Source organism: Nostoc sp. FACHB-892 (assembly GCF_014698795.1).
In the GTDB taxonomy this organism is placed as follows: domain Bacteria; phylum Cyanobacteriota; class Cyanobacteriia; order Cyanobacteriales; family Nostocaceae; genus Nostoc.
Genome location: NZ_JACJTR010000030.1, coordinates 33,187 through 59,461, shown reverse-complemented (window position 1 = coordinate 59,461; position 26,275 = coordinate 33,187). Strand labels below are relative to the sequence as shown.

Genomic DNA, 26,275 nt, shown 5'->3' with positions numbered 1-26,275 from the left:
CCTAACTACTGAATTCTGTTTGGTAAATCAGCAACACTCTGGATATTTTTTAACATTAAATCAGGGCTACTACGTTTGATTAAACCAGTTAGCACTTTACCAGGGCCAATTTCTACTACTTGCTCGATGCCGTTGGCTGGTAATTGCAGAGAAATTTCTCGCCATCTTACAGAACCAGTCATTTGTTTATTCAGGCGTTGCTTTAAAATCTCGGCATCAATAGATGGAATTGGTTCTACATTAGACAACACTGGCACAGTAGCTGGTTGAAATTCCACAGATTCTAAAATGTCTTGGAATTCCGCAGCAGCTGGTGCGATTAAATGTGAATGAAATGCTCCAGAAACTTTTAAGGGAATAGCACGCTTGGCTTTCACTTGAGCCATTATTGTTTGTACAGCCTCAGTCGTGCCTGAAATTACCACCTGAGCCGAACTATTGTCATTTGCTAGTACTACATCAGGCGTTTCGGCAATGGCTTTTTCCAACTGTTCGCGGTCAAAGTTCATCAAAGCCGCCATCATTCCACCAACGGCACTATCCATGAGTTCTGCACGGCGCTTTACTAGATATAAACCAGCTGACCACTCAAAGACACCCGCTACATAAAGGGCAGAATATTCTCCTAAACTGTGGCCAGCAACTAAATCTGGCTGGTGTCCTCGTTCTCGCAGAAGGTCAGCAAGAATGCTTTCTACTACATAAAGACTTGGCTGAGTGTATAGCGTCTGTGATAACTTTGCTTCTTCGTTTTGACAGATATCTGTTATAGACCAGCCCAAAATTTCCTCGGCTTGGGCAAATTTGTTTTTAGCAGATGGTATATCTAATAAGTCTATTCCCATTCCCAATACTTGAGAACCTTGTCCAGGAAACACCCATGCAGTTTTAGTCATTGGTCATTAGTCAGAAAAGTGAAAAGTTAGGGGTTAGGAGTGAGGAGTGAGGAGTGAGGAGTGAGGAGTGAGGAGTGAGGAGTTAAAAACTCATAATTCATAATTCATAACTCATAACTCATAACTCTTAACTCCTAATTCTTCACCTTCCCCATTGGAAAATTGCCGCGCCCCAGGTTAGACCAGCACCAAAGCCGGATGTAGCAACGATGTCATTGGGTTTAATTTTACCTTGTCGTACCGCTTCATCTAAAGCTAAGGGAATGGAAGCAGCAGAGGTATTGCCGTACTGGGCGAGATTACTTATAACTTTATGTTCTGGGATATTCAGGCGTTGAGCAACGGCATCAATAATTCGCTGATTGGCTTGATGCAACAGCAGCCAATCTATTTGGTCAACGCTGAGGTTGGCTTGAAATAAGGCTTTATCTATGATTTCTGGCACTTTTTGCACAGCAAAGCGGTAGACTTCTTTGCCGTTCATGGTAATAGGTTGATAAGTGCCTTTAGTGATATTTACACCGGGGAGCAATTCTTGGGAAGTGCCTGCATAAGCAAGGTTGAGATGATGGTTTTGAGTACCATCACTTTTAAGGGCAAATCCTAATAAGCGATCGCTTTTGTCAGCCTGCAATATGACTGCCCCTGCACCATCGCCAAATAATACACAAGTGCGCCGATCTTCCCAATCTACCCAGCGAGAGAGGATATCTGCACCTATTAACAGGACGTTTTTATAGACACCTGTTCTAATGTATTGAGCTGCTGTAACCAGACCAAACACAAAGCCAGAGCAGGCAGCAGTCAAATCAAAAGCTACTGCGTTAGTGGCTCCCAATTGCGCCTGTACTTTACAAGCAGTACCAAACAAATCATCAGGGGTGGAAGTCGCTAGCAGAATCAAGTCTAAGTCTTCTGGTTTAATTCCCGAAGCTGCGATCGCCTGACTGCTGGCGGCAGTAGCGAGGTCACTCAAGGACTCAGATGGCACGGCTAACCGTCGTTGACGAATTCCCGTTCTTGTGGCGATCCACTCATCTGATGTTTCAACTACTTCACTCAATATCTGGTTGTGTAGGGAAGTTGCTGGTACTGCCGAGCCACTTCCGGTAATTGCTACGCCTAAGTTTTGCACTCCTAATCTCCTGAGCTATCAGCTTTTTGTCTTTTGTCCCTTGTTCTTGTCTTTTGTGTCCCTTGTCAATTGTCAATTGTCAATTGTCTTTTGTTGCTCGTAACTAATGACTAATGACCAATGACTAATGACCAATGACTAATGACCAATGACTAATGACTAACCGCTCTCGCGCTCTAGGATATATTGGGACTGAATTCGTTGTAGCACCTGGTTGTCAACGGCTTCTTTGGCCATGCGAATTGCATTAAAAATTGAAGGAGCTTGTGAGCTACCGTGACCGATAAAACAGACTCCCGCCACCCCTAACAGCAAAGCGCCGCCGTGTTCTGCGTGATCCATTCGCTGCTTAATCCGCTTCAGGTTTGGTTTTAAGAGCGCTGAACCGATTTGACCGTGCAATCCTTGGGGTAATTCTTCCCGCAGAATTTGCAGAATCACTTCTCCCACTGCTTCGGCAAATTTTAATAATACATTGCCCACAAAGCCATCACAGACAATCACATCAAAGCGACCGGAAAGCACATCACGCCCTTCGGCATTGCCAATAAAATTAATTTGGGAATTTTCGCGGAGTAGTTGGTGGGCGCGGACGACTGCATCATTACCCTTAGAGTCTTCTTCACCGATATTCAACAAACCCACTTTAGGTTCGGTTGTACCCAAAACATATTGACTGTAAGCCGATCCCATGACGGCAAACTGCTCTAGAAATTTAGGACGGCAATCTACATTCGCGCCGACATCAAGTACTAACACTGGCTTACCAGCAATAATTGTTGGAAAAACAGTCCCTATGGCTGGGCGGTCAATTCCCGGCAATCGTCCTAAGCGGAGCAAAGCTGATGCCATCGCTGCCCCAGAGTGGCCCGCAGAAAATACGGCATCTGCTTTTTGCTGCTTGACTAAATCCATCGCCACATTGATAGAAGCCTTGCGTTTGCGTCTAACTGCATTTAAAGGCTCCTCATCCATAGCGATCGCTTCCTCAGCAGGAACGATCTCCACCTGCCCTAAATTCGTTTTTGGCGGCAAGGCAGCTTCTATTTGTTGGGGATCACCAACAAGTAATACATCTACACCCAATTCTTCCTTTGCTCGCAGTGCGCCAGCAACGATTTCACCGGGTGCGTGATCCCCTCCCATTGCGTCAATTGCGATCCGTACGCGAGTCGATCCCATTGCTCAGAGCTTTTAGAAACCTTACAAATTTTACCAGATGGCTTTGCCGAAAAAGCTTAACTTTCTGACTGCCAAGTTATTTCTGTTACTATTGCAACAATTTTTGCTGGCAAGCTCAAGATAGCACGAATTGGGAATCGGGAGTAGGGAGTGGGGAGTGGGGTATTGGGCATTGGGCATGGGGCATGGGGGATTAGGCAATAGCCCGCCTCCTTCCTCTGCTCCCCCTGCTCCCCCTGCCTCCCCTTCTCCCCCTACTCCCTACTCCCTACTCCCCACTGCCTTCTCCTTCTACCCAGTTAACTAGCGTCCGAACGCCGTAGCCGGTTGCCCCAGCGCCGTTGTAGCCATTTTCTTTATCTGTCCACACTGGGCCAGCAATATCTAAGTGCGCCCAAGGTGTCTCTTTGACGAATTGCTTCAGGAAAAGGGCGGCGGTAATAGAACCACCTGGACGCGGGCCGGTATTTTTCATGTCCGCAATGCCAGACTTTAGCCCTTCAAAATATTTTTCTTCCATTGGCATCCGCCAAATCTTTTCCCCTGAAGTTTGGGCAGCTTTCTCTAGCTGGGAAGCTACAGCATCATCGGGAGTGTACAAACCAGCAATATCTTCACCCAAGGCAATAACGTTAGCGCCGGTTAGGGTAGCTAAATCCACGATCGCATCTAATCCCAATTTGTCGGCAAACACCAAGGCATCTGCTAAGGTTAAACGCCCTTCAGCGTCGGTGTTGTTCACTTCGATTGTTTTGCCGTTTGATGCTGTGAGAATGTCTCCAGGGTGCATGGCGCGACCGCTAATCATGTTTTCAGCCACCGCCGATATAAAGTGAACCTCAACATCTGGCTTAATTTGAGCAATTGCTTTTGCTGCGCCCAAGGTAGCAGCTGCACCACCCATATCCATTTTCATGGTTTCGATGCCGCTACCAGCACCTTTAATGTTTAGTCCACCGGAATCGAAAGTTACACCTTTGCCAATAATTGCTAATTTCTTTTTGGGTGTACCTTCTGGCTTATAAGTCAGGTGAATGAATTTAGGTGGCAACTCGGAAGCTTGCGCTACTCCTAAAAATGCACCCATACCCAACTTTTCACAGTCTTCTTTTTCTAGAATTTCTACTTGTAAACCGTGATCTTTTGCGATCGCTTGAGCAGTTTCTGCCAAAGTAATTGGTGTTACTGCATTAGCTGGTGCTGCTACTAACTCTCGTGCCAAGTTTACGCCTGACACAATTTGGTTAGCACGGGTGATGGCTGCTTCTTGTCCACTGAATCCTAATAAATCTACGGTTTCTATTTGTGAACCTTTATCTTCTGGTTCTGATTTAAAGCGAATATCTTGGTAAAGCGCTAATTCTATACCTTCTGCGATCGCTTGGGCACTTGCGGCTGGATCGTTATTCCACAATGGGAAATTAAATCCCAAAATTTTGCTTTTTTGCTTTTTTGCTACTCTGGCTACAGCAGCAGCAGCGCGGCGCAAAGTGTCGAGTTTTAGTGCATCTGGTTTGCCTAAGCCTACCAAAATCAATTTACGCACTGCGCTACCAGGATTCACACGAGTAAAGATGGTCGTGTTGGCTTTACCTTTAAATTCTTCTTCAGCAATTAGTTCTTTTAATACCCCGGAAAACTTTTGATCTAAAGTTGCCAATTCTCCAGTTAACTCTACTGCATCTTCAAATAATCCAATTGCCAAACTATCGCCTGCCCACTCTAGCAAAGGCTTATCACTAAGTTGAATCGTCATGTTGGGATTTTGTGTAAATATTCCTTCTTGTACCAGTATTGCTCAAATTTCTTGTTTCAGGCTGAGGGCAACGGGGAATGGGGAATGGGGGAGCAGGGGTTATACCAATTCTCTATGAAGTTGTGCTTAATAACGAGGTGATGATATAATGCCATCCACAAATAGAAGCAATCACTTCTGCTGAGATGAAACCTTTGAACCTGTTTTAACTTCCGTTTTAATTCATCTTTAGGACCCTCGCTTGTTCACCATCAAATTTTCTTAGCACTTTGGTATCAAGAAATGGAAAAGTATTTAGTCACCAAAGAAGAGATTCAGTCTTATGAAGGACTAGAAAAAACACATTTTCTCAACTCCAATGCTTGCAGACTGAATAAGTCTTTAGGAGATTTGACAGGTTTAAAAAATATCGGTTTTCACATTATTGAAGTAGAGCCTGGACGTGAATCAACGGAGCTTCATATGCACTATCACGAAGAAGAGTGCGTATACGTTCTTGAGGGAGAAGCTGAGGCAACAATTGGAGAAAGCGTTTATCCAGTTAAAGCAGGAGATTTTATTGGATATCGCGCTGGTGGTAAGCCGCACAAGCTGAAAAACACGGGTAGTTCTATATTCAAATGTATAGTAGTTGGTCAAAGGCTAGACTATGATATCGGTGACTATCCAAATTTGCAAAAGCGTATATATAGGAGCAAAGGCTTAAAGTGGAATCTGGTTGATATGGAAAATATAGCTGAACCAGTAGCAGGTAAGAAGGCATAACAGGTAGAATGCATTTCCTCAATCGAAACTTCGACTACCCGTACCTCACTATCTCACGCACTTGAGTAATGTAAAAATTGTTCTGCTGAATTAAGCAGATATTTAGCTAATTAGTGTAAATAGCACTCATTAACGAGTCTTTGATACTCATTAATCCACCTCAGAACTCCACTTCTTTACCTCTTCTGCTCTATGCTCTATGCCCCAATTCTATTTGTATCAATATCAAATTTGCTGGCGATCGCCTCTACTATTTCTTGCTCAACTGGTGTAATTTTATTGTCAAGCTGGGCAATTTTGTAACACTGAGCTAGCAAGGGTATGGCAAAATCACGATTTAGCTGATTTAGCAGTATATCCAAAGACTTAGGTGATTTGATATTTTGGGCAATGGCATCTAACGAGTTAGGATTAAGGTTTAGAGTTTTTAATTCTGGCAGAATTTCATCCCAAGTCTTCTCTGGATGGCTAGCCAGTATCATATGAACTAAAATTTGATCCATAACGGCTTCTTGAGCGATCGCAGTTTCTAAATACTTTTCACTCTCTGCTTTTAATGTTGCCAGTGTCTCTGAGGATGTGAGTGAAGTTGATTCATCTAGCTTGGCTTCGTAAAATCGACAAGCAGCATACCCCAATGAATAGATCATCGTTGCATTTGAACTAGCTGCGATCGCTGCACCCGCCAAAGGTATATTTCGCAGCAAGCCTAATCCCCCAGCTTTCAAAAGACGGCCTCCACCCAAGGCTAGACCAAAAATTGCTAAAACTTCACCTTTACGCGCAGGATCTTTTAAATCTAGACCGTAGACAGATGCAATCTGATAAAGCATTTCTGACTGCAATTTGGTTGTGGCTGTTAAATCAATTGCCAACAATGCAACTGCTATTCCTGGCAAAACACTTGTTGCTAGTCCAACTGTCCCTGCTTGAGTCGCTTTTTCCACCATGATTCGGTGAGCAATCTGGCTAGGTGATTCATTTGCATACTGTTGCTTAAGCTTTTTTACCGCAACTTCTGCTTTTTCTAAATCAACGGCGTCAGTACTACCAATTAGCCAATTTAAATTTAATACTCCAGATAGTCTTCTAATCAGCCAATTTTCGCTGAGGCGATTCACAACCTGACCACTGGTTTGAGTTGTTTGCTCAATTAACTTGTGTGTTTCTTTCGCTGTCGCTTCTCCCACTCCTACTGCTGTGTCTAAAACTGCTTTGCCAGTCTGAGCAACACTTGTAAAAAAAGACTCTAATGCAGACGGTTCATTTTCTGCTGATGATTGAGCCTGAATTTTTCTTTTTGAAGTTTCTCTCGGTGAATTAACTGGTTTATTCACCTCGATTTTTTGGGGTTTGTCTGCCATTACTTGACACCATCTTGTAAAGCCTCTCTTTTGGTTGTAGCGAAATTATGAGCGGCTCTACATCCCTCTATAAACGTAAATATCAGTTTCAGATTAACTATTTTCTTCTTTGAATAACTGTCTTAATCCATCAACAATAGGAACATATTGCTCAGGGGTGAGTGTTCCCAAATACGCCAAAACTCGATTTATATCTAATCCCCGCATTTGATCTAGTAAGACAATGGAAGACAGAGGCAAACCACCAGCACCAGCTAACAAACGCGGATATAAGCTGGGATTATTGAACGCCCAAGAACCACTCTGGGTAGTTAAAGGTGCAATCATTAGCATTGGATAGCGGACTTCTCCCCAAGGTATACCGACCACTACAGCAGGTCTTCCTTGCTGTTCACGTCCTCTAGGAGTACTAGTAGGCAAACTTACTATAATTACGTCGCCACATTCAAGCAAATCAGGTTGGAGCATTCTTGCCACCAACAACTTTTAGCCCAACTCCAGGGATATATTCTAGTGGCTTGCCTTTTGGCTGTCCTTGGGACCCCAATCATAAGAGTCTTCTGGAAGGAAATTTCCTTCGCTTTGATTAATTTCGTCATTTAATAATTGCCACAGTTGATGTTTTCCTTCTAAAGGAAGGTTGGCAATGGCATCTAGAAGTGATTCAAAAGGAATTTGCAGTTTGACAGTTGTTTTGGTCATAGTAGGTTTTGAGTTTGTTTAATTAATTTCTGATGCGATTGCGCCTCACCCTACCCTCTCACTTCTAGCCCCCTACCTATATCAGCATTACTTTCTAAGAAGTCGTTAACCTTAAGAATTTCATAGAGATTAATATCTTCCTCTAGCAAGCAAGCGTGTCCGCAATCGGGCAGCACCAAAATTTTGGCATTTGGTAAGATATTACCTATCCGCTTCACTTCAGTTACAGAAGGCAAAAGGTGATCGCTACCACCGGCAATCAATAAAACTGGTTGAGTCAAGCGACTTAACTGTTCTTGATCAACTTCAAACTCTCGCAGTAAAGACAACCGCCAAAGAACGGTTTCTGAAGGGACAGAACGCATAGTTTTTAGCAGTTCATGGCGATCGCTCCGAGAAATGCGTTGCAAAGATGCTAAAAACGGCAATAATCCCAGTGCGCCAACATCATACAACTCTGATGGCACCAAGTAAGTAAGTTGGGATGCCCAATTCAACCAAGGGCGAAGACGAAAGGCGGATGCTGGGTTAATTAAGATAATTCGCTTGAATAAATGCGGCGTTTGGATCGCCACTTTCATTGCCAAACAACCACCAAACGACTCGCCACACAGGTAAACTGACCTCTGAGAGCTTTTTTCTAACTCGGCGTGGATCAAGTCCACTACACTCTTAGCTAGTACATCCCAAGTGTTAAGGTCTTTGCGTGGGATCGCCAAACAACGGACATCAAAGCCAGTTTCTAATCCTACGGTTTGCGATCGCAATAGTTGACCTGTTCCATCCATTCCTGGCAAATATACCAACAGTGGATACTCTGGCTTTACTCGTTTAGGAGTTAGGAAACAAGGCTTTAGCTCAACTTCTGAGATAGTCATTGGTCATTAGTCATTAGTCATTAGTCAATGGTATAAAACTTTTGGATTACTGATTGTTGCTTTTAGGAGCTTCGGTACTTTTGAGCAAAAACAAAAAAAGTCTTACAAGCTACTGAAACTTATGGGGAAAATCCAAAATTGTTCGACTGAGCAAAGCCGTACCACTTAGTGGAAGCAAGCTACGCGTAGCATTCCCAAAATCGAATGGCTCTAATAGCAACCTTGACGCAGTAAGTTGCTAATTTCACCATGACAGTGTTCTGTCAGTTCAGCCACAACAGTTCTGGCTTGTTTGCCATGATATTGTTTTTGATGTTGGGGCGTAATCCAATAAGGGCGACCGATTAACACTGCAACCCGACGATAAATTACCAGAGGATGCCAACCACTTTGGTTAAATAAAGGTTCTGAAGGGTCAAATAGACTCAAAAGCCTTAAGGGGAAACCAGAAGTGTTTACTTCTTCTAAGGAGGCGATCGCGATCGGTAAAATAGCTAAATCCTGCACATCAGCCCGCAATGCTAAATGGGCAAAACCCCTCTGAAAGTCACCCACATGGTTTGGCTGAGTAAATTTCACCATTGGTTGAGTCCCTTCTGGAAATACTCCCACCATCTGCCGAGACTGCAATAGCACCTGCGACTGCGAAAAAAAGCTTTGCTGGCGGTTTTGAGTTTTCTCTAAAGGAAAACACCCCAATTGTCCGGTGACAATTTCCCGCATTACTGGCACTTGTCCCATGTAGTGATGACAAGCAAAGCGAATCGGACTTGATAACGCCGCCATTAAAATCAGCGCATCCATAAAGCTGCGGTGATTACTAACTACCAAGACGCTGGCATCTTGGGGAATGCGATCCTCGTAATAACGAAACATTTGCGTTGAGAGTGCCGCCACCAAAGCGCGAGAAATCTCCAGGGGGCTATTTCGACTCATACCTAATCAATATATCTTCCGTTAAAGGTGGCAGTTTATCTTAATTTAATTTTTACATTTCTTTACGACTGCCATGACCGTCTTAAGATAGAAATGTCTAATCTACAAAAACAGCTAAATTTTCACCATCCTAGATTATGTATTTTTGATCACAATATTTTCTAATAGAAAGTATTCAAAAAAATTATCATTAGTTAATTTCTTTATTGTAGGTAAAAATGAGTTGAATTGATGCATATTACAAAACAATTTTTGACCGGAAAAATTTGCTAATATTAAGGTATCATTGGAAAAAATAAAAATATTATTGTATAATTGCGTGGTTTTTCCAATAGAAGTAAAAGATTTTATAAGCTAATTTTTATTTTGCATGAATCCAGTGAAAAAAAAAGAATTGACATTTGCACTAACAACACCACTGTATTATGTAAATGATGTCCCTCATATAGGCAGTGCTTATACGACGATCGCAGCAGATGTAGTAGCTCGATTTCAAAGACTCCTAGGGCATCGGGTATTACTGATTACAGGTACAGATGAACACGGGCAAAAAATTCAGCGATCGGCAGAAAGTTTAGGCAAAGCGCCACAAGAATTTTGTGATGAAATTGTGCCTAGCTTCATTAATTTGTGGCAGTTACTCGACATTCAATATGATCGCTTTAGCCGGACTACTGCTGCTCGTCATGAAGCGATCGTTAAAGAATTCTTTGAGCGAGTATGGAAATCTGGTGATATCTACCAGGGACAACAAAAAGGCTGGTATTGCGTATCCTGCGAAGAATTTAAAGAAGAACGTGACCTACTAGAAGGACACCGTTGCCCAATTCATACTAACAAAGAAGTCGAATGGCGAGACGAGCAAAACTATTTTTTCCGCTTATCCAAATATCAAACTAAGCTGACAGAATTTTATCAATTTAGACCGGATTTTATTCAACCAGAAAGTCGGCGCAACGAAGTCCTCAGTTTTGTAAATCAAGGGCTGCAAGACTTTTCAATTTCGCGGGTAAATTTAGATTGGGGCTTTCCTGTACCAGTTGATCCCAAGCACACCCTTTATGTCTGGTTTGACGCGCTGTTAGCTTATGTAACGGCATTACTAGAACCAGATGCAGAACCGACTTTAGCAAATGCCTTAGAAACATGGTGGCCAATCAACCTGCACCTAATTGGTAAGGATATTCTACGCTTCCATGCAGTTTACTGGCCAGCAATGCTATTGTCGGCTGGCTTACCCTTGCCAGAACGAGTATTTGGGCATGGCTTTTTGACCAAAGATGGTCAAAAGATGGGCAAAAGTCTGGGTAACACCCTTGATCCTGTGGCGTTAGTTCAGCGCTATGGTAGTGATGCCGTTCGTTATTACTTCCTTAAGGAAATCGAATTTGGCAAGGATGGAGATTTTAATGAAGTTAGGTTCATTAACGTTCTGAATGCAGATTTAGCAAATGATTTAGGTAATTTGCTCAATCGCACCTTGAACATGGTGAAGAAATACTGCGTTGACAATAGTGTACCTTCAATGGGCAATGAAGCAATTCCTGATGAAAATCCTTTGAAAACAAATGGTTTACGTCTAGGAGAACAGGTAAAACAAGCCTATGAAGAGTTAGCTTTCAGTCAAGCCTGTGAGGCGATCCTTTCACTGGTGCAAGCCAGTAATAAGTTTATTGATGAACAAGCTCCTTGGTCATTATATAAACAGGGACAGCAGGAGTCGGTGGAAAAAGTTCTCTACGCAGTTCTAGAATCGGTTAGACTAGCAGCTTATCTGCTATCCCCAATTATTCCTAACATCAGTAGCGATATTTATCAGCAGCTGGGCTTTGGGATAAACTTTAACGATCAAATACAAATTTCAGTTAGCGCTCCTTTTACCACCCATGCAACATGGGGGATACTATCTAGTAAACAACAGTTGGGTACACCCCAACCGATTTTTAAGCGAATAGAACCCCCAAAAAACGAGTAGTCCTTATCAAAATCTGATTTTGTTCAATTTCTTATTTCTCTAGTAAAAATTTATCGGGGCTGAACTTAATTTAGTCCCGGAACATTATCATAAGCCGCTGTGACTAGCATCTAAAAGTTGGTAATTTGTATCAAAAATAACAGGGATAAAAATTGAGGTATCACAATGATGTTGAATAATTTTGAAACCGATTCAATATTTACGCCAGAACAAGTTTTGGAGAATCGGGGTCGGGTGGCTATATTTATTGATGGCTCAAATCTATTTTACGCTGCGTTGCAACTAGGGATTGAAATCGATTACACGAAGTTGTTATGTAGATTAACTGGTGGTTCTAGACTACTGCGGTCTTTTTTCTATACTGGTGTAGACCGGACAAACGAGAAACAACAAGGGTTTTTGCTGTGGATGCGTCGCAATGGCTATCGAGTCATTGCTAAAGATTTAGTCCAGCTACCAGATGGCTCTAAAAAAGCTAACCTGGATGTAGAAATAGCAGTAGACATGATGGCGCTAGTAGATTCTTATGATACCGCAGTTTTAGTCAGCGGTGATGGGGATTTGGCATATGCGGTAAATTCAGTCAGCTATCGCGGCGTGCGGGTAGAAGTAGTGAGCTTGCGTTCGATGACTAGCGATAGCTTAATTAATGTAAGCGATCGCTACATTGATTTAGAAGCCATCAAAGAAGATATTCAAAAAACCCCTCGCCAAAGCTATCCATACCGACCATTATCTGGGATCGGTTTTTTGGAAGATCCAAGAACTAGTGATGGACACCTAGAAATCCAAGAATAATGGCTTATCAATTTCATAAAAGGGGGAGACAGGGGGAAAGAAAAATTAAAAATTACTCCCCCACTCCTCCCTTCCTTTTTTTACCTTTGATTTTTTTATTGATATTTAATTTAGTTGCTTGCAGCGATAAATCTCCCCTAGCTTCTCAAGAAAATTCTACGGCTTCATCTAACGAAGATAGCAATTTAACTTTCTTTGATGTCACATTAGAACAAGCAGATGAAGTGGGACGACCAATTTGGAAAGTCCAAGCTAAAAAGGCAAAATACACCAAAGAAAAACAAATTGGTCAGGCTGAAAGTCCTTATGGTGAACTATACCAAGATGGCAAAGTAGTTTACCAAATCAAGGCAGATGTCGCAGATATTGAACAAGATGGGAAGCAGTTGTTTCTGAAAGGTAGGATATTTGCTACAGATCCCAGTAATGGAATTATATTGCAAGGTAATGAATTAGAATGGCGACCCCAAGATGATTTGTTGATTGTCCGCAACCAAATTAACGGTAATCATAAACAACTACAAGCTGTAGCGCAAGAAGCGCGAGTTAAAACCCGCGAACAGCGTATAGAATTTTCTGGAGGGGTAGTAGCCAATTCCTCTGATCCCCAATTACAAGTAAGAACCGAGCATTTGATTTGGAATATTAAAGAAGAAAAACTGATTGGCAATCGCCCTTTAGAAATTGACCGTTACAAAGATAATAAAATTAGCGATCGCGGCAAAGGAAATTCTGCCGAAGTCAACTTAAAAACGAAAATTGCCACTATTAAACAGAATGCTCAATTAGAATTACTAGACCCGCCAGTGCAAATAATTAGTAACTCGATGACCTGGAACATGAAGGCAGAAACTGTTACTACAAATTCCCCCGTGCGGATGTTCCAACGTGCCGAGAATCTTACCGTGACCGCCAATCAAGGTGAAATGAAAATACCGCAAAAAACGGTTTATTTAACAGGTAACGTCAACGCCATTGGTCAGCGTCGTCAGTCTTTGAAATCTAATACATTAACTTGGTATTTAGACAACAAGTTAGTTGAAGCTCAAGGAAATGTAGTTTATCAACAAGTTGACCCACGGTTAAATTTTACAGGTGAAACAGCCGTTGGTAATCTACAAACAGAAAATATTGTTGTCAAAGGCGGCAGTTCTAGCGGTAGGGTAGTAACAGAAATTATTCCTCAAGAAAGAGCCAATCGTCAGTAGTAGAATTAGGGGAGTAGGGAGTAGGGAGTAGGGAGTAGGGAATAGGGGGGACAAAGTGACTTGAGTGAGAATTAGGGACAAGTCTTTCACCTTGTCCTCAAGTCCTCTACCCATTCCCCACTCCCTGCAACGCACTAGGCTAGGATTTTAGTACTACAAGTCTTTTGATAACCCATGAACGGATCAAACCAATTAGCTAAGGAATCCTTGCCAACATCTCAGCAAGCAGAGCATTCCCACCATCACGATACAGACCACCACTATAGAGATAATACTCATGAAACTGGAGAACAGGCTCATCCTCACGTCCATAGCGAAGAGTCATTACGGCGAATTGCCAATCGACTATCGCGGATAGAAGGTCATGTTCGTGGTATTAAAACAATGGTGCAGCAAAATAGCCCTTGTCCCGATGTTTTACTGCAAATTGCAGCAGTGCGAGGCGCATTAGACAAGGTAGCGCGGATTGTTTTGGATGAACATTTAACTGACTGTATTGCTAGAGCTGCACAAGAGGGTAATATTGACGTTGAAATTAAACAGTTAAAAGCTGCTTTAGATCGATTTTTACCTTAAGAATTAGAAAAATAAAAAATTAACTAACACCACAAGACATTTTGTAGAGATGCGAGATTTGGTGTATTAGACCTCTTGCAAAGGGTTATTTGTGCCACAATGAACACAAGTCTCTTACGTATATTAGAAAGGGGACGTTTTGGCATTACCTATCTTGCCAAGGATCGAAAAGGCGATTCTTACGGCGGCAAGCATCGCGTAGTTATTGTTTGAGCATAATGTATGGAAATTAAGAAGAAAGAAAAAGCTATCAATCAAATTTTGCTGGGGCTAGCTTTAAAATTTGTTCCATTGATTACCTTGGGATTATCAAAGGAATATTTAAATACTTTATTTTCTATTTATGGTGTATTAATATCTTTTTTAACTTTAGGGTTTGTCTTAGTAGGGTATGGATTTTTTATTAAAGGATGTCGTTTATATATTGAAAGTAAAGGGTATTCGTCTAATTTGGGATGGGTAGGGTTATTAAGTTTGCTTGGATTGGCAGTTTTATTACTTATTCCCTCTAAGAGAAATGCAGTTTCTTTACAGGATGAAAGCTCGGTAAATGAACCCTTTGATAAAATTAATATTCCAGAGTTATTTTTATATTGGATAATTGCCTTGCCAGTTATGTTTGGGTTGATATTGGCAATATTTTGTCTATTAAATAATTTGAATTTTTCTGAGGTGAGCAAAAATCCAACGATCCTTAGCCTGTTAATTATAATTTGTTACGTATTATGGGGATTTATTTTATTAAAAAAGTCTCAAAAGTTAGGGTTAGATTTTCATAAAATTATTGGGCATGAAAATCATGTTAATTTAAAATTAATTGTAGCTATTTTTGCTGTAGCATATGCGTTTAAACGTGGCTTTAATACCCTGGTATTATACAATTTATCATTCATTTTACCAAAATATGTAGAAAGTTATATTAATGAAAAATCCTTTACTAATATTTCCGAAATGATCCTCTGGAGCTTTTCAGTTATGATCTTAGCTCCTCTAATAGAAGAATTCATTTTTCGAGGAATAATTTTGCAAAAATGGGCAATAAAATGGGGAGTAAAAGCAGGAATCTTAACTTCATCTTTACTATTTGCAATTATTCATTTTCGATTTGATATTATCCCTTTGTTTCTCACAAGTATTATCTTATCAATTTTATATTTTAAAACCCGATCTTTAATAACATCAATACTATTTCACTTTTTCTATAATACTACTGTTGCAATCTTAAATATCATATACTATTTCAGCACATCAGAAAGCAAAAGAAGTGTATTTGTCTCGATACAAGATTATCAAGCTTCAATACAACCCTTATTAAGTCAACGAGTTTTTCTGATAGCTATATCTATTCCTTTTATTATCTATTTTATTTATAAAAGTTTTCCTAAAAATAATGCCATTATTCCTTATTATGCCAACGTTGCTAAAATCTCTGAAACTAATTAACTCTCCTTTTGTCTTCTCAATATCTGAGAACATTCTGCTTTGCTCTACTAGTAATGAAAAATAATATCAACTGAGACTTTAAATATCTCTTTTAAAAATGACTTTAAAATATAAATTTAACTATTATTTAAATATTAATATAAACAAACCTCTAATTCTTTTATTACATGGCTTCATGGGAAACATTAATGAATTCGATGAAGCTATAAAAATACTAACTGAAGACTTTTCTTATTTCACCCTTGATTTACCCGGGCATGGCAAAACCCAAGTTTTAGGAAGTGATGAATACTATACAATACAACCCACTGCTCAAGCCATCATCAATTTATTAGATGAATTAAAAATAGATAAATGCTACTTAATTGGTTATTCAATGGGCGGAAGATTGGCTTTATATCTAACTCTACATTTTCCAGAACGTTTTATTAAAGTTGTATTAGAATCAGCTTCCCCAGGTTTAGCAACAGAAGCAGAACGATTAGAACGAGTTAGACGTGATGCTCAAATAGCTAAAAAATTAAGCAGAAGTATTATTCAAACTGATTTTGCTGCTTTTCTTTCAAATTGGTACAATCAGTCGATTTTTGGCTCTATAAAAAATCATCCAGAATACGATCGCATGATAGAAAGTCGGTTGCAAAATAATCCACAAGAATTAGATAAATCATTACGCTTCATGGGAACTGGATGCCAACCTTCTTTGTGGAAAAAGCTACAAGAAAATAAAATCCCTGTGCTCTTACTAGTCGGTGAATATGATGAAAAATTTATATCTATTAATACAGAAATGGCTCAAATCTGTAAATTTGCTCAACTAAAAATAATTAATAATGCTGGACATAATATCCACTTTGAAAATACCTTGGCATTTGTGGAAAATATTAAAAATTTTTCTATGCAGCAAGTTAAAAATTAGGATAGCTTCACTGCTTTGGCAACTTCTTTACTGCATTGCTAGAAGGAGTTGGGGATGGTGTCGAATTTGGGGTTTTTAGTTGCTTAACTGCGGTTAATTCCTCTTGCAACATTTTCTGATAAATCTTAGGTAAAGAGCTACTAACAGAATTAGTTTCTATACCATATCCTAGACTTGTCCAGGTGGGAGAGAGTCGCCGCAAAACATCATTTAACTTTCCCTGACGCAACAGTTGAGAAATATCTGTTCCCCAAACTTTAGAATCATTTAGCCAACGGTAAACAACTACATCTTGATATTCTGCTTCAAAACTATAAGCAGTCCAAAACATCATTTGCATTGGATTTGGGTGATAAAGGGGGGCTAAACGATACCAAGTAATATTGATAATTTGATATCTGCCAGCAGCCGTAGAACAATTACCTGTATTTGGCCCTGTAACAATTGTGACGCATATCTCAGGATGCCGACTAAGGTCGTTGACTTGCTGTCCACCATATAACAGCGAATAGGGACGATTACCACTGGCTTCACTCGCCGAGATGGTTCGCATTAAAGCGCGGATATAGGGGTCGCCCTTTTTCATTACCAAAGGCGGCTGTTTAACTGCAAAGATGGGATCAGAAGGCGATCGCAAGTCTCCAATATACCATTGAAACAAATACACAAAGCCAAGAAGCGCGGCTATTGGCCCAATAAGTTTTTCAACACCTTTGAATTTAAAGCCTTTCAGAGTCCGACTCCTTCAAATTCGCTCTTTTTGCTCACAAAAATCATCGACGAACTCATTCTGGCAAAGTTCACTCTAATACAGACCGCCTGTTCGTAGGGGCACAGCATTGCTGTGCCCAAAGCCCGTGTTGTATCCAAGCAAAAGAGTTTTAACCCTAACTCCCCACTGGTTGATTACGCGACGTTAGCAAATAACTCACCAAAAGTTTTGGAAGTAGCTTCAGGTTTGGCAACAATTTCGACAATTTTATTGCGTGCATCTCCTTCAAACAGCGCCTCAACAGCAACTTGGGCGACTTTTTGCCTGGGGATGCTACCGTCAAACAGTGTATCAGCACTCTGCATCACGATCGCGTCGGTATTATCTTCATTTTTCAACCCACCAGGTCGCACAATCGTATAGGTAAGACCACTTTTCTGGATATACTCTTCAGCTTGTTTTTTCCACACTAAAATCAGCCAAAACAAGTTCAGTGGATGGAATAACTGCGAAGTACACAAAGAAGAAACTAAGACAAAATGCTCAATTCCCTTTGCCCTAGCAGCTTCTACTAGATTCTTAGTCCCTTCAAAATCTACTTTATAGGGGCCAGTGGGGTCAAAGCTAGGTTTTGCACCAGTGGCAACCAACAAAACTGTGCTATCTCCCAACGCAGCATTTAAACTTTGTGGTTGTAACACGTCACCTACTACTAATTCGGCTTCAGGAGATAGAATACCCCTAGCTTTTTCTATATCCCTCACCAAGGCTCTGACGGGAATATTCCGCGCTATCAACTCTTGCACAATCCGGCGACCTGTTTCACCCGTTGCCCCTGCTACAAATGCTTTCATGAGAAATGCTATCCTGGGAAACTATTGTGTGCTTGTTCAGTTCTTTATTTTAGTAATTCTATGGAGCTGATGGCAGATTAATGAGGTTTCGGTAAAAATGAGATATGAGTGCGAAATCACCCAGGCACGTGGGGAATTATTGATATAGACGAACGCCAAAGTATACATTAATGCATTTATGCTTTCAAGACAAAGCGAATATAAATCCTGGGAAATAACAGAAGCAGTTTTACCTGTAGCCTCCAGCCAAGAAGCAGCCGAGGACACATTAATAGAAGCAAATGTAGCGACGGTCACAAAATTTTATGGTCGTTATCAAGATTTTATGGAAATGCCTGCCCCAGCAGAGAAGGTTGCTGAGTATCTTAATAATCACGCCTCATGGTTTTCCCGTTGCGCTGAACCCATGAAGGTGCAATTACTTGGGGAAAATGGCTACGCTTTAGTAATTGGTCGTTTTGGTGCTTTTGGTTATGATGTAGAACCAAAAATTGGTTTGGAATTGTTGCCCCCGGATGAGGGTATTTACCGCATCCGTACAATCCCTATTCCTGATTACCAACCGCCTGGTTATGACGTAGACTATCGGGCATCTCTACAGTTAATAGAAAACAATACTTCTACTAGCATTGGTGAGGTTACAAGAGTTGAATGGGAATTGGATTTAATAGTTGATTTGCACTTTCCTAAGTTTATTCAGCGATTACCCAAATCTATAATTCAATCTACAGGCGATCGCTTACTTAACCAAATTGTCCGTCAAGTCTCCCGCCGCTTAACTCGCAAAGTTCAAGAAGATTTTCATAAATCTTTGGAAATACCATTTCCTGCTAATTCTAAGCAAAAACGGTGAGCCAACAGTTCTTTGTCATTTGTCAAAAATTAATGACAAATGACAAATGACAAATGACAAATGACTAAGCTTTAGTGAGAATTCTTTGGACAATTTGCACGCCAGTAACAGCCTGCCAAGCAAAAAGTCCCAAAAGCGTGAAATTTAGCAAAATGTGAGTTGCACGCGCCCAATTTGCCCCTTTTTGCATATAAGGCGACAAAGCAGCAGAAAATGCAATCAGACCCGTCATGCCTAGTCCTGCTAGCAGGTGAGGCCCGACAAATAACTTGCCATTATTGATGTAAGTGACACCCATTCCTCCGATCGCACCTACCACCATCAAAGCTAGGAGTATAGATCCAATTTGGTAGTGTCTAACGTTATATCTACCTTTAACCAGTTCTTTCTTTTCTTCCCCCTGAGCATTTCTGGTACGCTGTAGTTGCAGCCCCAAGTAAGCAGCATAAATTGAGAGTACTAATAGCGCCCACATGAGCACCGGATGAAAGAAGTTCAGCCAATATTTCACCGATGCAGAAAGTTCCAGACTCATAGTGTTCTCGCCCAATCATTAAATCTTCATAAAAATTAGCATAACTCTATTTCCTGTGCTTAAAGTTGCACAAGCTAAAAGAGGCTGAGAAAGACGAGAAAACAGAAGAGTGAAGCCTCCCTCAGTTTAATTTGCATCAAGTCAATAGCCAGAATGGTTGCCAAGACTGAATTTATTAAATTTTAAATTAAAATTTTGAATTTTGAATTGTATAACCCTCTTGCCAAAGTGGATAAACAATCTCAGACTAAATTTTGAGGGTAGACGAACAAAACCCCTGTGGGGGATCTCATCCATGACTGAAAACAATGATACTTTGCTGCTAAAAGCGGCTAAAAACGGGGATATCAAGCATCTGTGTGCCCTACTAGCTGCTGGTGCGAGTGTGGACGCGTGTGATCGCCAAGGCACGACAGCATTAATGTTTGCTGCCAATTTAGGCTACACCGAAATTGTGCGATCGCTATTAGATGCTGGGGCAAATATCAACTTGCCCAGAAAACTCTATGGTTTGACGGCTTTAATGTTGGCGGCTAGTGCCAAACAGCTTGACATTGTACAGCTTTTACTATCTAAAGGTGCTGATGTAAATGCCACTAATGAAGATGGCAGCACAGCTTTAATGGCAGCTGTACTCAAAGGCCATGTCGATATAGTGCGAGCCTTATTGGCTGCTGGTGCAAAGGTGAATATCGCAGACCAAGATGATGATACTGCGTTGAAACTTGCCGTTAAGCACGGAAAAATAGAAGTTTTACAAGCAATTCTCCAAACTGGCGTCGATGTCGATATTCGAGATCAGGAGGGTGAGACACTCTTAACATTAGCGGCAGATTTGGGACATTTGGAGGTTGTAGAAGCACTGCTAGCAGCAGGGGCTGATGTGAATGTGAAAAACGCTGATGGTGGAACTGCCCTATCGGCAGCAGCTGCTACTGGACATAGTGCGATCGCAGCAGCTTTACTAGATCGAGGTGCTGAAATTAATCTCCAAGACCAAGATGGTGAAACTGCCCTACACCTTGCCGTTGTAGAAGGCTACATTGATGTCGTGCAAGTGTTACTTAATAAGGGTGCAAATGTCCAAATTAGGAACCACCTGGGTGATACGCCACTGCTTGTAGCAGCATTGCAGGGGCACAGCCATATCGTTGAGGCACTGCTGCGTTCTGGGGCAGATATTACTGAGAAAAACCTTGGCGAAGTACCTTTGACGCTGGCTGCATCACAGGGGCACACCCAAACAGTGAAAGTGCTGCTAGACTATGGTGCTGATGCCAACACTCCGGGCGATGATGGCAAAACTGCTTTGAGCAAGGCAACCGAACGCAAGCACACAGAGATAATACATTTGCTGCTGGCAAAGGGGGCAGATGTGAATTTTCAAGACTCAGCAAGGGCAACAGCATTAATGTGGGCTGCCTCAGCAGGTTACAGCGAAATTGTACAGGTATTATTACAAGCTGGGGCAGATATGAATTTGAAAAACCGGGGTGGTTATACTGCTTTGATGATTGCAGAATTCAATGGTTATAAGAATGTGGTGCGGAGTCTACAAAAAGCTGGGGCGCAAGAATAGTTATTTGAATTCTTTAACTAAAATATTTTCAGAAATATCTTGACAAATCATTAAATGAAGGTTATTTACTTAAATACCAAGGAGATCTAAAAAGCCAAGTCTAGGCGTAAGAGATAAAGAAAGCAAAACTCCGTCGTAGCTGTTGTGAACTTACTACGGCGGAGAAAAGAAAAATTAAAACGCTAAGGGAGAGCAGGCGAAATGCTTGCGCCACAAGGATAGAAAGAAAGCAAAAATGAAGAAGTAAATTTACCTTTTACTTTTTACCTTGTACCTTTTACCTAGTCTCTCCCTCGGCGTTTCCTACTGTGCTAGATGTGCAAAATATATAGTTTTTACTTTAAGAGAAAAGTATTGTAAGGATCATTTTTTATGTATCCTCCTAAAGGCTGAATATAAACGAATCTCAAAAAAGGTTGATGTGCGACCATTTGGGCGATCGCTACGGCAAGTCAAAGAAAAAATAAAGAAAAAATTAAATTTAGTATGGTGAATTCTCAGTCACCATCGGTTTAATCATGACTTGACCAAGCAAAAATGGCTAATAACTATAAAATTTGTAGAACAACTAGCGTCATATCATCAGTGTTTTGCTTATCAGCACCGATGAATTGCTCAACTTGGTCAAATAGATAATCTACAATCTCTTGTGGCCCATTGCAGTACTTGCAAGCCGTATTGAAGCCAGTGACAAAATTATCTTCATCGAAGCGATCGCCACTAGCGGCGGCGGCATCGGTCAAGCCATCTGTATAATAAATAATTGTATCCCCAGGTTCTAACTGTGCCTGGGCATCTTCGTATTGGCTGTTAGCATCCAAACCGATTAACATTCCTAGAGTATCTAAACGGCTGACAGTTTTCGTAGCTGCGTGCCACCACAAGGGAGGATTGTGTGCCGCATTGCTATAAGACAAAATTCGGTTGTGGGGATTATATTCTGAGTAAAATAGCGTTATAAAACGGTGAGAATTTTCCAAATCCGCATACATAACTCTATTTAAGTTTTGCAGAATTCCGGCTGGGGAATTACCATGTAGCACTTCACCGCGTAGCATTCCCCGCATCATCGTCATAATCAGTCCTGCGGGGACACCCTTGCCCATGACATCTCCAATAACCAAACCCCAGCGACCGGTTTCTGTACCGTCTTTGGCCTTGGATTGAATCTTATTATGATTGGTAGCAATAAAGTCGTAGTAGTCTCCGCCGACGCGATTGGCAGGTTTACAGCGTGCCGCTAAAACTACACCAGGGATTGTGGGACATTGACGTGGCAGAAGTCGCCGTTGAATTTCTGCACCAATTTCTAGTTCTTGGTCTAGGCGTTCTTTTTTTCTTAGTTCTACAGCTAGTTCATCGTTTTCGATCGCTACGGCTGTTTGGTCTGCTACTAACCTAACTAACTTTTGCCTGGTTTCTGTCCAACTATATTCTGGATCACGGCTTAAGACATAGAGCCATCCCCGTTCTGTATGCTTTACCAGAATCGCTGTACCAAAGATTTGTACATCTGTCCCCAGATAGCGATGCATCTGGTCATCCAAAATCCCGGTGGTATTGGCTAGAGGGGCAGTATTGGATACAACTGGGATTTGACTGCTAGCTATTTCTAGCGCTTTGCGGATATTCTTGCGCTGGCCACTATCTTGCCAATGTAACTGCTCTAACCTGACTTGACCATTTTTGTAGAGAAACAGGGCGCTACCGTCTGCATCTGTCACTCTTGTTGCCATTAGAGGGATCAGCTCCAAAAACTGATTCAAATTATTGAAACTTCTCAGGGCAAATCCTAAAGAACTTAGCAAATCTTGAATTTTGTTTTGTTCCCGGTGCAACCTTGCCACGAGTTCTTTAAGTGCTACGACTGGTGTGACATCTGTCGCGGCACTACTATTGTTGTCAGTGGGTTGAGAGGGCAGTTGAGACACAGGCACAGGTATTATTGCACTTTATATTGGCAGATTTTAGATTACTTATAAATCTTTTGGTTTTGGCATTGCTAAACCATATTTAGACAAGACTTGTCACTTTAGCAAGAGTATAAAGACGTAACAGGCAACTTTTATCAGTATTTTATTGGCTTATTGTATTTTTGATGGAATATTTACTAATTTCAAACCATGTATTTTTAGTCAAGAGCCAACCCGTAAAAATTACTAGTTAATTACTAATTTCGGTGATAGTTAAGAAAGATTTTCATTTTTTCATAACTTAATTCTCAAAGCATATCTCTATAGTCATAAAAATACTTTATTAAAAGAATAATTCATCACGCTTTCAGAGTAGCCGTTTGGGCAGAGGCAACTAGAAGACTGAAAGTTTTTTGAGTGAAAACCTCTATAACCACTCAAATCGAGCTTGAGTCTCGTAAAAACAGACTTAAAGTGAATTTCCATACCTGAGAATATGTAAATAAGCATTCAAATACTTAATTTGTATACCATAATTGCCGGGATAATCGCCAAGATTGAGCTTTTAATTTTGAATTTCTCGTTTTGAGTTGCCGAATATGCAATTCAACCCATTAAAACGGAATACAAGTGAGATAACCCAATCTTTTAAGTTAGCAGTAACAGACTCAAACCATTAATCTGTATTGGATTTTAGGAGGAGTCATTTGGTAAGTGTAAGATATGAATAGAAGAGATGACACTAAATCTAAAAAAATATCCTCCAAGAAGTTTAAGTTAAAAGCGAGAAAGAGGGTTTTAGTTTAACCATCAGAGTTAAAACCTTTAGATTGACTACAGAAAATATTTGTAGATACTTTTGCAAATAGGAACTGAAAATACACCTGAGAGTGTTGAATCAGCTTACTTACACCAATTCACTTTTTAAGTCCACAGTGGACGATTTTCTGAAGTGATGATGTCGAAAGCCGTCCTTTTCTTAATGTCGGCGCTGGGCAAACAGATGAAGCTCGTACTCCTACTTTTAAGTAAATTACGTGCAGTGTGCAGCTCTCCCAACTCCCGAACGCAGTTCCTTCTCCTGTAGTTGCCCCTGCGCTTGCTGTTCGCAAAGCGAGGACTACAAGTCGCTATAGTCAACACAACCAACCTGTGGAGGCAAAACCTTCCACAGTGCTGGATTCATCCGCGCTGGCTCCCCTACGCATTGCTCACCGTTAGACTGCTGTCCATCCTCCAATAGTTGTATTTGTGGGGGTGAGCGTCTTGCTTGCCCTTTAAATTGCTACAAAATGGAAGCTTCCGGAGTTTTGCGTGTTGCAACTAAATGCCCATTCAGAGCGTGAAAAAAGGGCATTAGTTTGAGATTTTAACAAAAGTTACCCATTTATGCTGACAAACTCATGATTTATAGAACTTGATCTGTTTCTAGTCTTTTCTTTTTAATTAGTTCAAGTGATAATACCAGATCAATTATCCCTAAATTTATTATTTGTCAAGAAAAAACATTTAACTCCCAATTAGCCGCTTAATAGAGCTTCGACAAACTCATAGCTAGAAAAGGGACGCAAATCTTCAATTCCTTCGCCAGCACCAATAAAGCGAATGGGTAAACCTAACTGTTGCACAACGGCAAGGGCAACACCGCCTTTGGCAGTGCCATCTAGCTTGGTTAAGACAACGCCACTTAGTTGGGCAGCTTGGGAGAAAACTTCGGCTTGCCGCAGTCCATTTTGACCTAAAGTGGCATCTAGAACTAAAAGAGATTCTACTTTCGCATTTGGGGCTTTTTTGTCGATAATTCGCCGGATTTTTCCGAGTTCGTCCATTAAATTTTTCTTGTTTTGCAGTCGCCCAGCTGTATCTACTAGAAGTAATTCTGTTTGCCGCGCTTGAGCGGCTGCGATCGCATCAAATACAACTGCTGCCGGATCTGTATTCTTTCCCGGATTGGCAATTACTTCTACACCACTTCTACTACCCCAAACTTTCACCTGTTCGACGGCGGCGGCGCGGAAGGTGTCTGCTGCGCCAATCAAGCATTTATAACCAGATTTTTGTCCCAAGTGGGCAATTTTGCCGATGGTAGTGGTTTTACCGGCACCATTCACCCCAGTGATTAACCAAATATTCAGGATTTCTTTTTCTGGGGTAAAGCTAGTTTTTTGGGATGCAATGCTTGGTGCATCTAGCATATCCCGGAGGATTTTTTTCAGATAAGCGATCGCTTCTTCAGGTGCAGTAACTTCTTCTCGAAGTTTTGTCTGTAGGGCATTAATAATAAAGTCCGTCGCCTCTACACCCACATCAGCTTGCAGGAGCAATGCCTCTATTTCCGTGACAGCAGCTTGGTTAAGCGGCCCTTGACCAACGATCGCCTTCAGTTGGTTGAGAATACTCCGCCGAGTTTTGTCTAACCCTTGCCGGAGCTTTTTCAGCCAGGTAATTTCTTCAATAGAAACGTCTTCTGGACTTCTACCTTGAGCTGCTAAAACTTTCGCTGACCAGACAAATCCATCATCAAATACCAGTCCGGGAATTTCCTCTCCTGTCTCCAAGGTTGCAGCTACCGGCTGTACTACCTCCGGTTCTGGGACTTCAATCGCGGTGGCTATTAGTTGTTCCAGCTTGGCTTGGCGTTCTGCTGCTGCTCGTTGTAAGAAGGATGAGGTGGCTGGTGCTGTTGGCTGTGTTGCCTCTAGCGTAACTAGTGTTTCAATAGATGTTGGTTCAGTTTCACTTGTCGTTATTTCTGGGCTTTCAACATCTGGAACTTCAGCAATTGCTGCTACTAAGGAATCTTCTGTGCTTTCTTCCTCAGTAGCAGCTTGAATAACTTCTGGAGGTGCTGTTTCTGGGGTTGTACTAACAGGTTCCTCAGTTGTTTCTGGTTCAGTGATTTCCGTAATTGCCGTTTCTACGGTTTCAGGTTCTGCTGAGTTATCGGCTGAATCAGGCGGAGTTTCTACTACCTCGACTTGTTGTTTTTGCTGAATATTTTTGTAGGCAGCTTTAGCAAACGCTAACAAGTCTGGTGCAGTTTCAGCAGTTGGTGTTGACGTTTCGGCTGGCTCTGGTTGGGGTTCTTGTGCAGGAGGAGTTTCTTCCTGTTTTTTATCAGAGGGAGTCTCAGAGGAATCGTTATATTTACGACGGAACCAATTAAAAACCATTGCAGCAGTATTAGTTCTATGAATTATAAGTTATAAGTTATGAGTTTAATTTAAGTTTGCACTTTTTCTTGTGGTGAAAACTTCCCGGTTATCCTCACCTTTCAACGCTACTTTGAAAAGAAT

24 protein-coding genes are annotated in these 26,275 nt (G+C 41.2%); 10 read left to right on the top strand and 14 right to left on the bottom strand.

Annotation, left to right across the window (positions count from 1 at the left end; all coding sequences use genetic code 11):
• Positions 1 to 5: 5 nt before the first annotated feature.
• From fabD to H6G96_RS28460, 4 genes are all read right to left on the bottom strand, one after another.
• Positions 6 to 896, bottom strand: coding sequence for an ACP S-malonyltransferase (gene fabD / locus H6G96_RS28475; RefSeq protein ID WP_190915827.1), 891 nt, complete (start codon positions 894 to 896; stop codon positions 6 to 8).
• 142 nt (positions 897 to 1,038) lie between these two features.
• Positions 1,039 to 2,031 (bottom strand): beta-ketoacyl-ACP synthase 3, encoded by a 993-nt coding sequence (locus H6G96_RS28470; RefSeq protein ID WP_190915824.1) that lies wholly within the window; start codon positions 2,029 to 2,031, stop codon positions 1,039 to 1,041.
• A gap of 159 nt (positions 2,032 to 2,190) precedes the next feature.
• The gene (plsX, locus tag H6G96_RS28465) at positions 2,191 to 3,213 is read right to left on the bottom strand and encodes a phosphate acyltransferase PlsX (protein ID WP_190727878.1); all 1,023 of its coding nucleotides are present in this window, start codon (positions 3,211 to 3,213) and stop codon (positions 2,191 to 2,193) included.
• A 268-nt stretch (positions 3,214 to 3,481) separates the two neighbouring features.
• Positions 3,482 to 4,969 (bottom strand): leucyl aminopeptidase, encoded by a 1,488-nt coding sequence (locus H6G96_RS28460; RefSeq protein WP_190915822.1) that lies wholly within the window; start codon positions 4,967 to 4,969, stop codon positions 3,482 to 3,484.
• A gap of 282 nt (positions 4,970 to 5,251) precedes the next feature.
• Here H6G96_RS28460 and H6G96_RS28455 point away from each other — a divergent pair, with 282 nt between their 5' ends.
• The gene (locus H6G96_RS28455) at positions 5,252 to 5,734 is read left to right on the top strand and encodes a cupin domain-containing protein (RefSeq protein WP_190915820.1); all 483 of its coding nucleotides are present in this window, start codon (positions 5,252 to 5,254) and stop codon (positions 5,732 to 5,734) included.
• 197 nt (positions 5,735 to 5,931) lie between these two features.
• On the opposite strand, the gene H6G96_RS28450 is transcribed toward H6G96_RS28455, so the two are convergent.
• The 5 genes from H6G96_RS28450 to H6G96_RS28430 all read right to left on the bottom strand — a co-directional run bounded on the left by H6G96_RS28450 (position 5,932) and on the right by H6G96_RS28430 (position 9,614).
• Complete coding sequence (locus H6G96_RS28450) at positions 5,932 to 7,098, bottom strand: EcsC family protein (protein WP_190915818.1); 1,167 nt, start codon at positions 7,096 to 7,098, stop codon at positions 5,932 to 5,934.
• A gap of 93 nt (positions 7,099 to 7,191) precedes the next feature.
• Complete coding sequence (locus tag H6G96_RS28445) at positions 7,192 to 7,566, bottom strand: type II toxin-antitoxin system PemK/MazF family toxin (RefSeq protein WP_190915816.1); 375 nt, start codon at positions 7,564 to 7,566, stop codon at positions 7,192 to 7,194.
• Positions 7,567 to 7,608: 42 nt separating this feature from the next.
• On the bottom strand, positions 7,609 to 7,800 hold the full coding sequence (locus H6G96_RS28440) for a hypothetical protein (protein WP_190915813.1): 192 nt from the start codon (positions 7,798 to 7,800) through the stop codon (positions 7,609 to 7,611).
• A gap of 50 nt (positions 7,801 to 7,850) precedes the next feature.
• A complete protein-coding gene (locus H6G96_RS28435; RefSeq protein WP_190915811.1) occupies positions 7,851 to 8,678 on the bottom strand; it encodes an alpha/beta hydrolase in 828 nt (275 codons plus the stop codon).
• Positions 8,679 to 8,888: 210 nt separating this feature from the next.
• Positions 8,889 to 9,614 carry a 1-acyl-sn-glycerol-3-phosphate acyltransferase gene (locus H6G96_RS28430; protein ID WP_190915809.1) on the bottom strand — a complete coding sequence of 242 codons (726 nt, stop codon included), beginning with the start codon at positions 9,612 to 9,614 and terminating at the stop codon, positions 8,889 to 8,891.
• A gap of 370 nt (positions 9,615 to 9,984) precedes the next feature.
• Here H6G96_RS28430 and metG point away from each other — a divergent pair, with 370 nt between their 5' ends.
• The 6 genes from metG (at position 9,985) to menH (ending at position 16,533) form a co-directional block, all read left to right on the top strand.
• A complete protein-coding gene (gene metG / locus H6G96_RS28425) occupies positions 9,985 to 11,589 on the top strand; it encodes a methionine--tRNA ligase (RefSeq protein ID WP_190915806.1) in 1,605 nt (534 codons plus the stop codon).
• 168 nt (positions 11,590 to 11,757) lie between these two features.
• Entirely contained in the window at positions 11,758 to 12,387 is a 630-nt protein-coding gene (locus H6G96_RS28420; protein WP_041565095.1) for an NYN domain-containing protein, read from the top strand.
• Positions 12,387 to 13,595 (top strand): LPS export ABC transporter periplasmic protein LptC, encoded by a 1,209-nt coding sequence (gene lptC, locus H6G96_RS28415; RefSeq protein WP_190915804.1) that lies wholly within the window; start codon positions 12,387 to 12,389, stop codon positions 13,593 to 13,595. The genes H6G96_RS28420 and lptC overlap by 1 nt, the downstream gene beginning before the upstream one ends.
• A gap of 174 nt (positions 13,596 to 13,769) precedes the next feature.
• On the top strand, positions 13,770 to 14,171 hold the full coding sequence (locus H6G96_RS28410) for a metal-sensing transcriptional repressor (protein ID WP_190915802.1): 402 nt from the start codon (positions 13,770 to 13,772) through the stop codon (positions 14,169 to 14,171).
• Between the two features lie 222 nt (positions 14,172 to 14,393).
• Complete coding sequence (locus H6G96_RS28405; protein ID WP_190915793.1) at positions 14,394 to 15,614, top strand: type II CAAX endopeptidase family protein; 1,221 nt, start codon at positions 14,394 to 14,396, stop codon at positions 15,612 to 15,614.
• A gap of 97 nt (positions 15,615 to 15,711) precedes the next feature.
• On the top strand, positions 15,712 to 16,533 hold the full coding sequence (menH, locus tag H6G96_RS28400; RefSeq protein ID WP_190915791.1) for a 2-succinyl-6-hydroxy-2,4-cyclohexadiene-1-carboxylate synthase: 822 nt from the start codon (positions 15,712 to 15,714) through the stop codon (positions 16,531 to 16,533).
• Between the two features lie 7 nt (positions 16,534 to 16,540).
• Here the strand turns inward: menH and H6G96_RS28395 are convergent, their stop codons facing one another.
• Complete coding sequence (locus tag H6G96_RS28395; protein ID WP_347242286.1) at positions 16,541 to 17,200, bottom strand: glycoside hydrolase family protein; 660 nt, start codon at positions 17,198 to 17,200, stop codon at positions 16,541 to 16,543.
• 239 nt (positions 17,201 to 17,439) lie between these two features.
• Positions 17,440 to 18,099, bottom strand: coding sequence for an NAD(P)H-binding protein (locus H6G96_RS28390; protein ID WP_190915789.1), 660 nt, complete (start codon positions 18,097 to 18,099; stop codon positions 17,440 to 17,442).
• Between the two features lie 178 nt (positions 18,100 to 18,277).
• On the opposite strand from H6G96_RS28390, the gene H6G96_RS28385 reads away from it, so the two are divergent.
• On the top strand, positions 18,278 to 18,952 hold the full coding sequence (locus H6G96_RS28385; protein WP_190915787.1) for a DUF1997 domain-containing protein: 675 nt from the start codon (positions 18,278 to 18,280) through the stop codon (positions 18,950 to 18,952).
• Between the two features lie 64 nt (positions 18,953 to 19,016).
• On the opposite strand, the gene H6G96_RS28380 is transcribed toward H6G96_RS28385, so the two are convergent.
• Complete coding sequence (locus H6G96_RS28380) at positions 19,017 to 19,487, bottom strand: DUF4079 domain-containing protein (protein WP_190915785.1); 471 nt, start codon at positions 19,485 to 19,487, stop codon at positions 19,017 to 19,019.
• A 295-nt stretch (positions 19,488 to 19,782) separates the two neighbouring features.
• Here H6G96_RS28380 and H6G96_RS28375 point away from each other — a divergent pair, with 295 nt between their 5' ends.
• Complete coding sequence (locus H6G96_RS28375) at positions 19,783 to 21,066, top strand: ankyrin repeat domain-containing protein (protein WP_190915782.1); 1,284 nt, start codon at positions 19,783 to 19,785, stop codon at positions 21,064 to 21,066.
• A gap of 548 nt (positions 21,067 to 21,614) precedes the next feature.
• Here the strand turns inward: H6G96_RS28375 and H6G96_RS28370 are convergent.
• Positions 21,615 to 23,003, bottom strand: coding sequence for a SpoIIE family protein phosphatase (locus H6G96_RS28370; protein WP_190915780.1), 1,389 nt, complete (start codon positions 23,001 to 23,003; stop codon positions 21,615 to 21,617).
• Between the two features lie 1,020 nt (positions 23,004 to 24,023).
• On the opposite strand from H6G96_RS28370, the gene H6G96_RS28365 reads away from it, so the two are divergent.
• A complete protein-coding gene (locus tag H6G96_RS28365; protein ID WP_190915779.1) occupies positions 24,024 to 24,200 on the top strand; it encodes a hypothetical protein in 177 nt (58 codons plus the stop codon).
• A gap of 299 nt (positions 24,201 to 24,499) precedes the next feature.
• On the opposite strand, the gene ftsY is transcribed toward H6G96_RS28365, so the two are convergent.
• Positions 24,500 to 26,152 carry a signal recognition particle-docking protein FtsY gene (ftsY, locus tag H6G96_RS28360; RefSeq protein WP_190915777.1) on the bottom strand — a complete coding sequence of 551 codons (1,653 nt, stop codon included), beginning with the start codon at positions 26,150 to 26,152 and terminating at the stop codon, positions 24,500 to 24,502.
• Positions 26,153 to 26,275 lie beyond the last annotated feature (123 nt).

What these genes read in the sequence shown, in the direction of transcription:
- fabD (WP_190915827.1), bottom strand. Translation starts at nt 896, where the DNA reads ATGACTAAAACTGCATGGGTGTTTCCTGGACAAGGTTCTCAAGTATTG.
- plsX (WP_190727878.1), bottom strand. Translation starts at nt 3,213, where the DNA reads ATGGGATCGACTCGCGTACGGATCGCAATTGACGCAATGGGAGGGGAT.
- H6G96_RS28460 (WP_190915822.1), bottom strand. Translation starts at nt 4,969, where the DNA reads ATGACGATTCAACTTAGTGATAAGCCTTTGCTAGAGTGGGCAGGCGAT.
- H6G96_RS28455 (WP_190915820.1), top strand. Translation starts at nt 5,252, where the DNA reads ATGGAAAAGTATTTAGTCACCAAAGAAGAGATTCAGTCTTATGAAGGA.
- H6G96_RS28450 (WP_190915818.1), bottom strand. Translation starts at nt 7,098, where the DNA reads ATGGCAGACAAACCCCAAAAAATCGAGGTGAATAAACCAGTTAATTCA.
- H6G96_RS28445 (WP_190915816.1), bottom strand. Translation starts at nt 7,566, where the DNA reads ATGCTCCAACCTGATTTGCTTGAATGTGGCGACGTAATTATAGTAAGT.
- H6G96_RS28440 (WP_190915813.1), bottom strand. Translation starts at nt 7,800, where the DNA reads ATGACCAAAACAACTGTCAAACTGCAAATTCCTTTTGAATCACTTCTA.
- H6G96_RS28435 (WP_190915811.1), bottom strand. Translation starts at nt 8,678, where the DNA reads ATGACTATCTCAGAAGTTGAGCTAAAGCCTTGTTTCCTAACTCCTAAA.
- H6G96_RS28430 (WP_190915809.1), bottom strand. Translation starts at nt 9,614, where the DNA reads ATGAGTCGAAATAGCCCCCTGGAGATTTCTCGCGCTTTGGTGGCGGCA.
- metG (WP_190915806.1), top strand. Translation starts at nt 9,985, where the DNA reads ATGAATCCAGTGAAAAAAAAAGAATTGACATTTGCACTAACAACACCA.
- H6G96_RS28420 (WP_041565095.1), top strand. Translation starts at nt 11,758, where the DNA reads ATGTTGAATAATTTTGAAACCGATTCAATATTTACGCCAGAACAAGTT.
- lptC (WP_190915804.1), top strand. Translation starts at nt 12,387, where the DNA reads ATGGCTTATCAATTTCATAAAAGGGGGAGACAGGGGGAAAGAAAAATT.
- H6G96_RS28410 (WP_190915802.1), top strand. Translation starts at nt 13,770, where the DNA reads ATGAACGGATCAAACCAATTAGCTAAGGAATCCTTGCCAACATCTCAG.
- H6G96_RS28405 (WP_190915793.1), top strand. Translation starts at nt 14,394, where the DNA reads ATGGAAATTAAGAAGAAAGAAAAAGCTATCAATCAAATTTTGCTGGGG.
- menH (WP_190915791.1), top strand. Translation starts at nt 15,712, where the DNA reads ATGACTTTAAAATATAAATTTAACTATTATTTAAATATTAATATAAAC.
- H6G96_RS28390 (WP_190915789.1), bottom strand. Translation starts at nt 18,099, where the DNA reads ATGAAAGCATTTGTAGCAGGGGCAACGGGTGAAACAGGTCGCCGGATT.
- H6G96_RS28385 (WP_190915787.1), top strand. Translation starts at nt 18,278, where the DNA reads ATGCTTTCAAGACAAAGCGAATATAAATCCTGGGAAATAACAGAAGCA.
- H6G96_RS28380 (WP_190915785.1), bottom strand. Translation starts at nt 19,487, where the DNA reads ATGAGTCTGGAACTTTCTGCATCGGTGAAATATTGGCTGAACTTCTTT.
- H6G96_RS28375 (WP_190915782.1), top strand. Translation starts at nt 19,783, where the DNA reads ATGACTGAAAACAATGATACTTTGCTGCTAAAAGCGGCTAAAAACGGG.
- ftsY (WP_190915777.1), bottom strand. Translation starts at nt 26,152, where the DNA reads ATGGTTTTTAATTGGTTCCGTCGTAAATATAACGATTCCTCTGAGACT.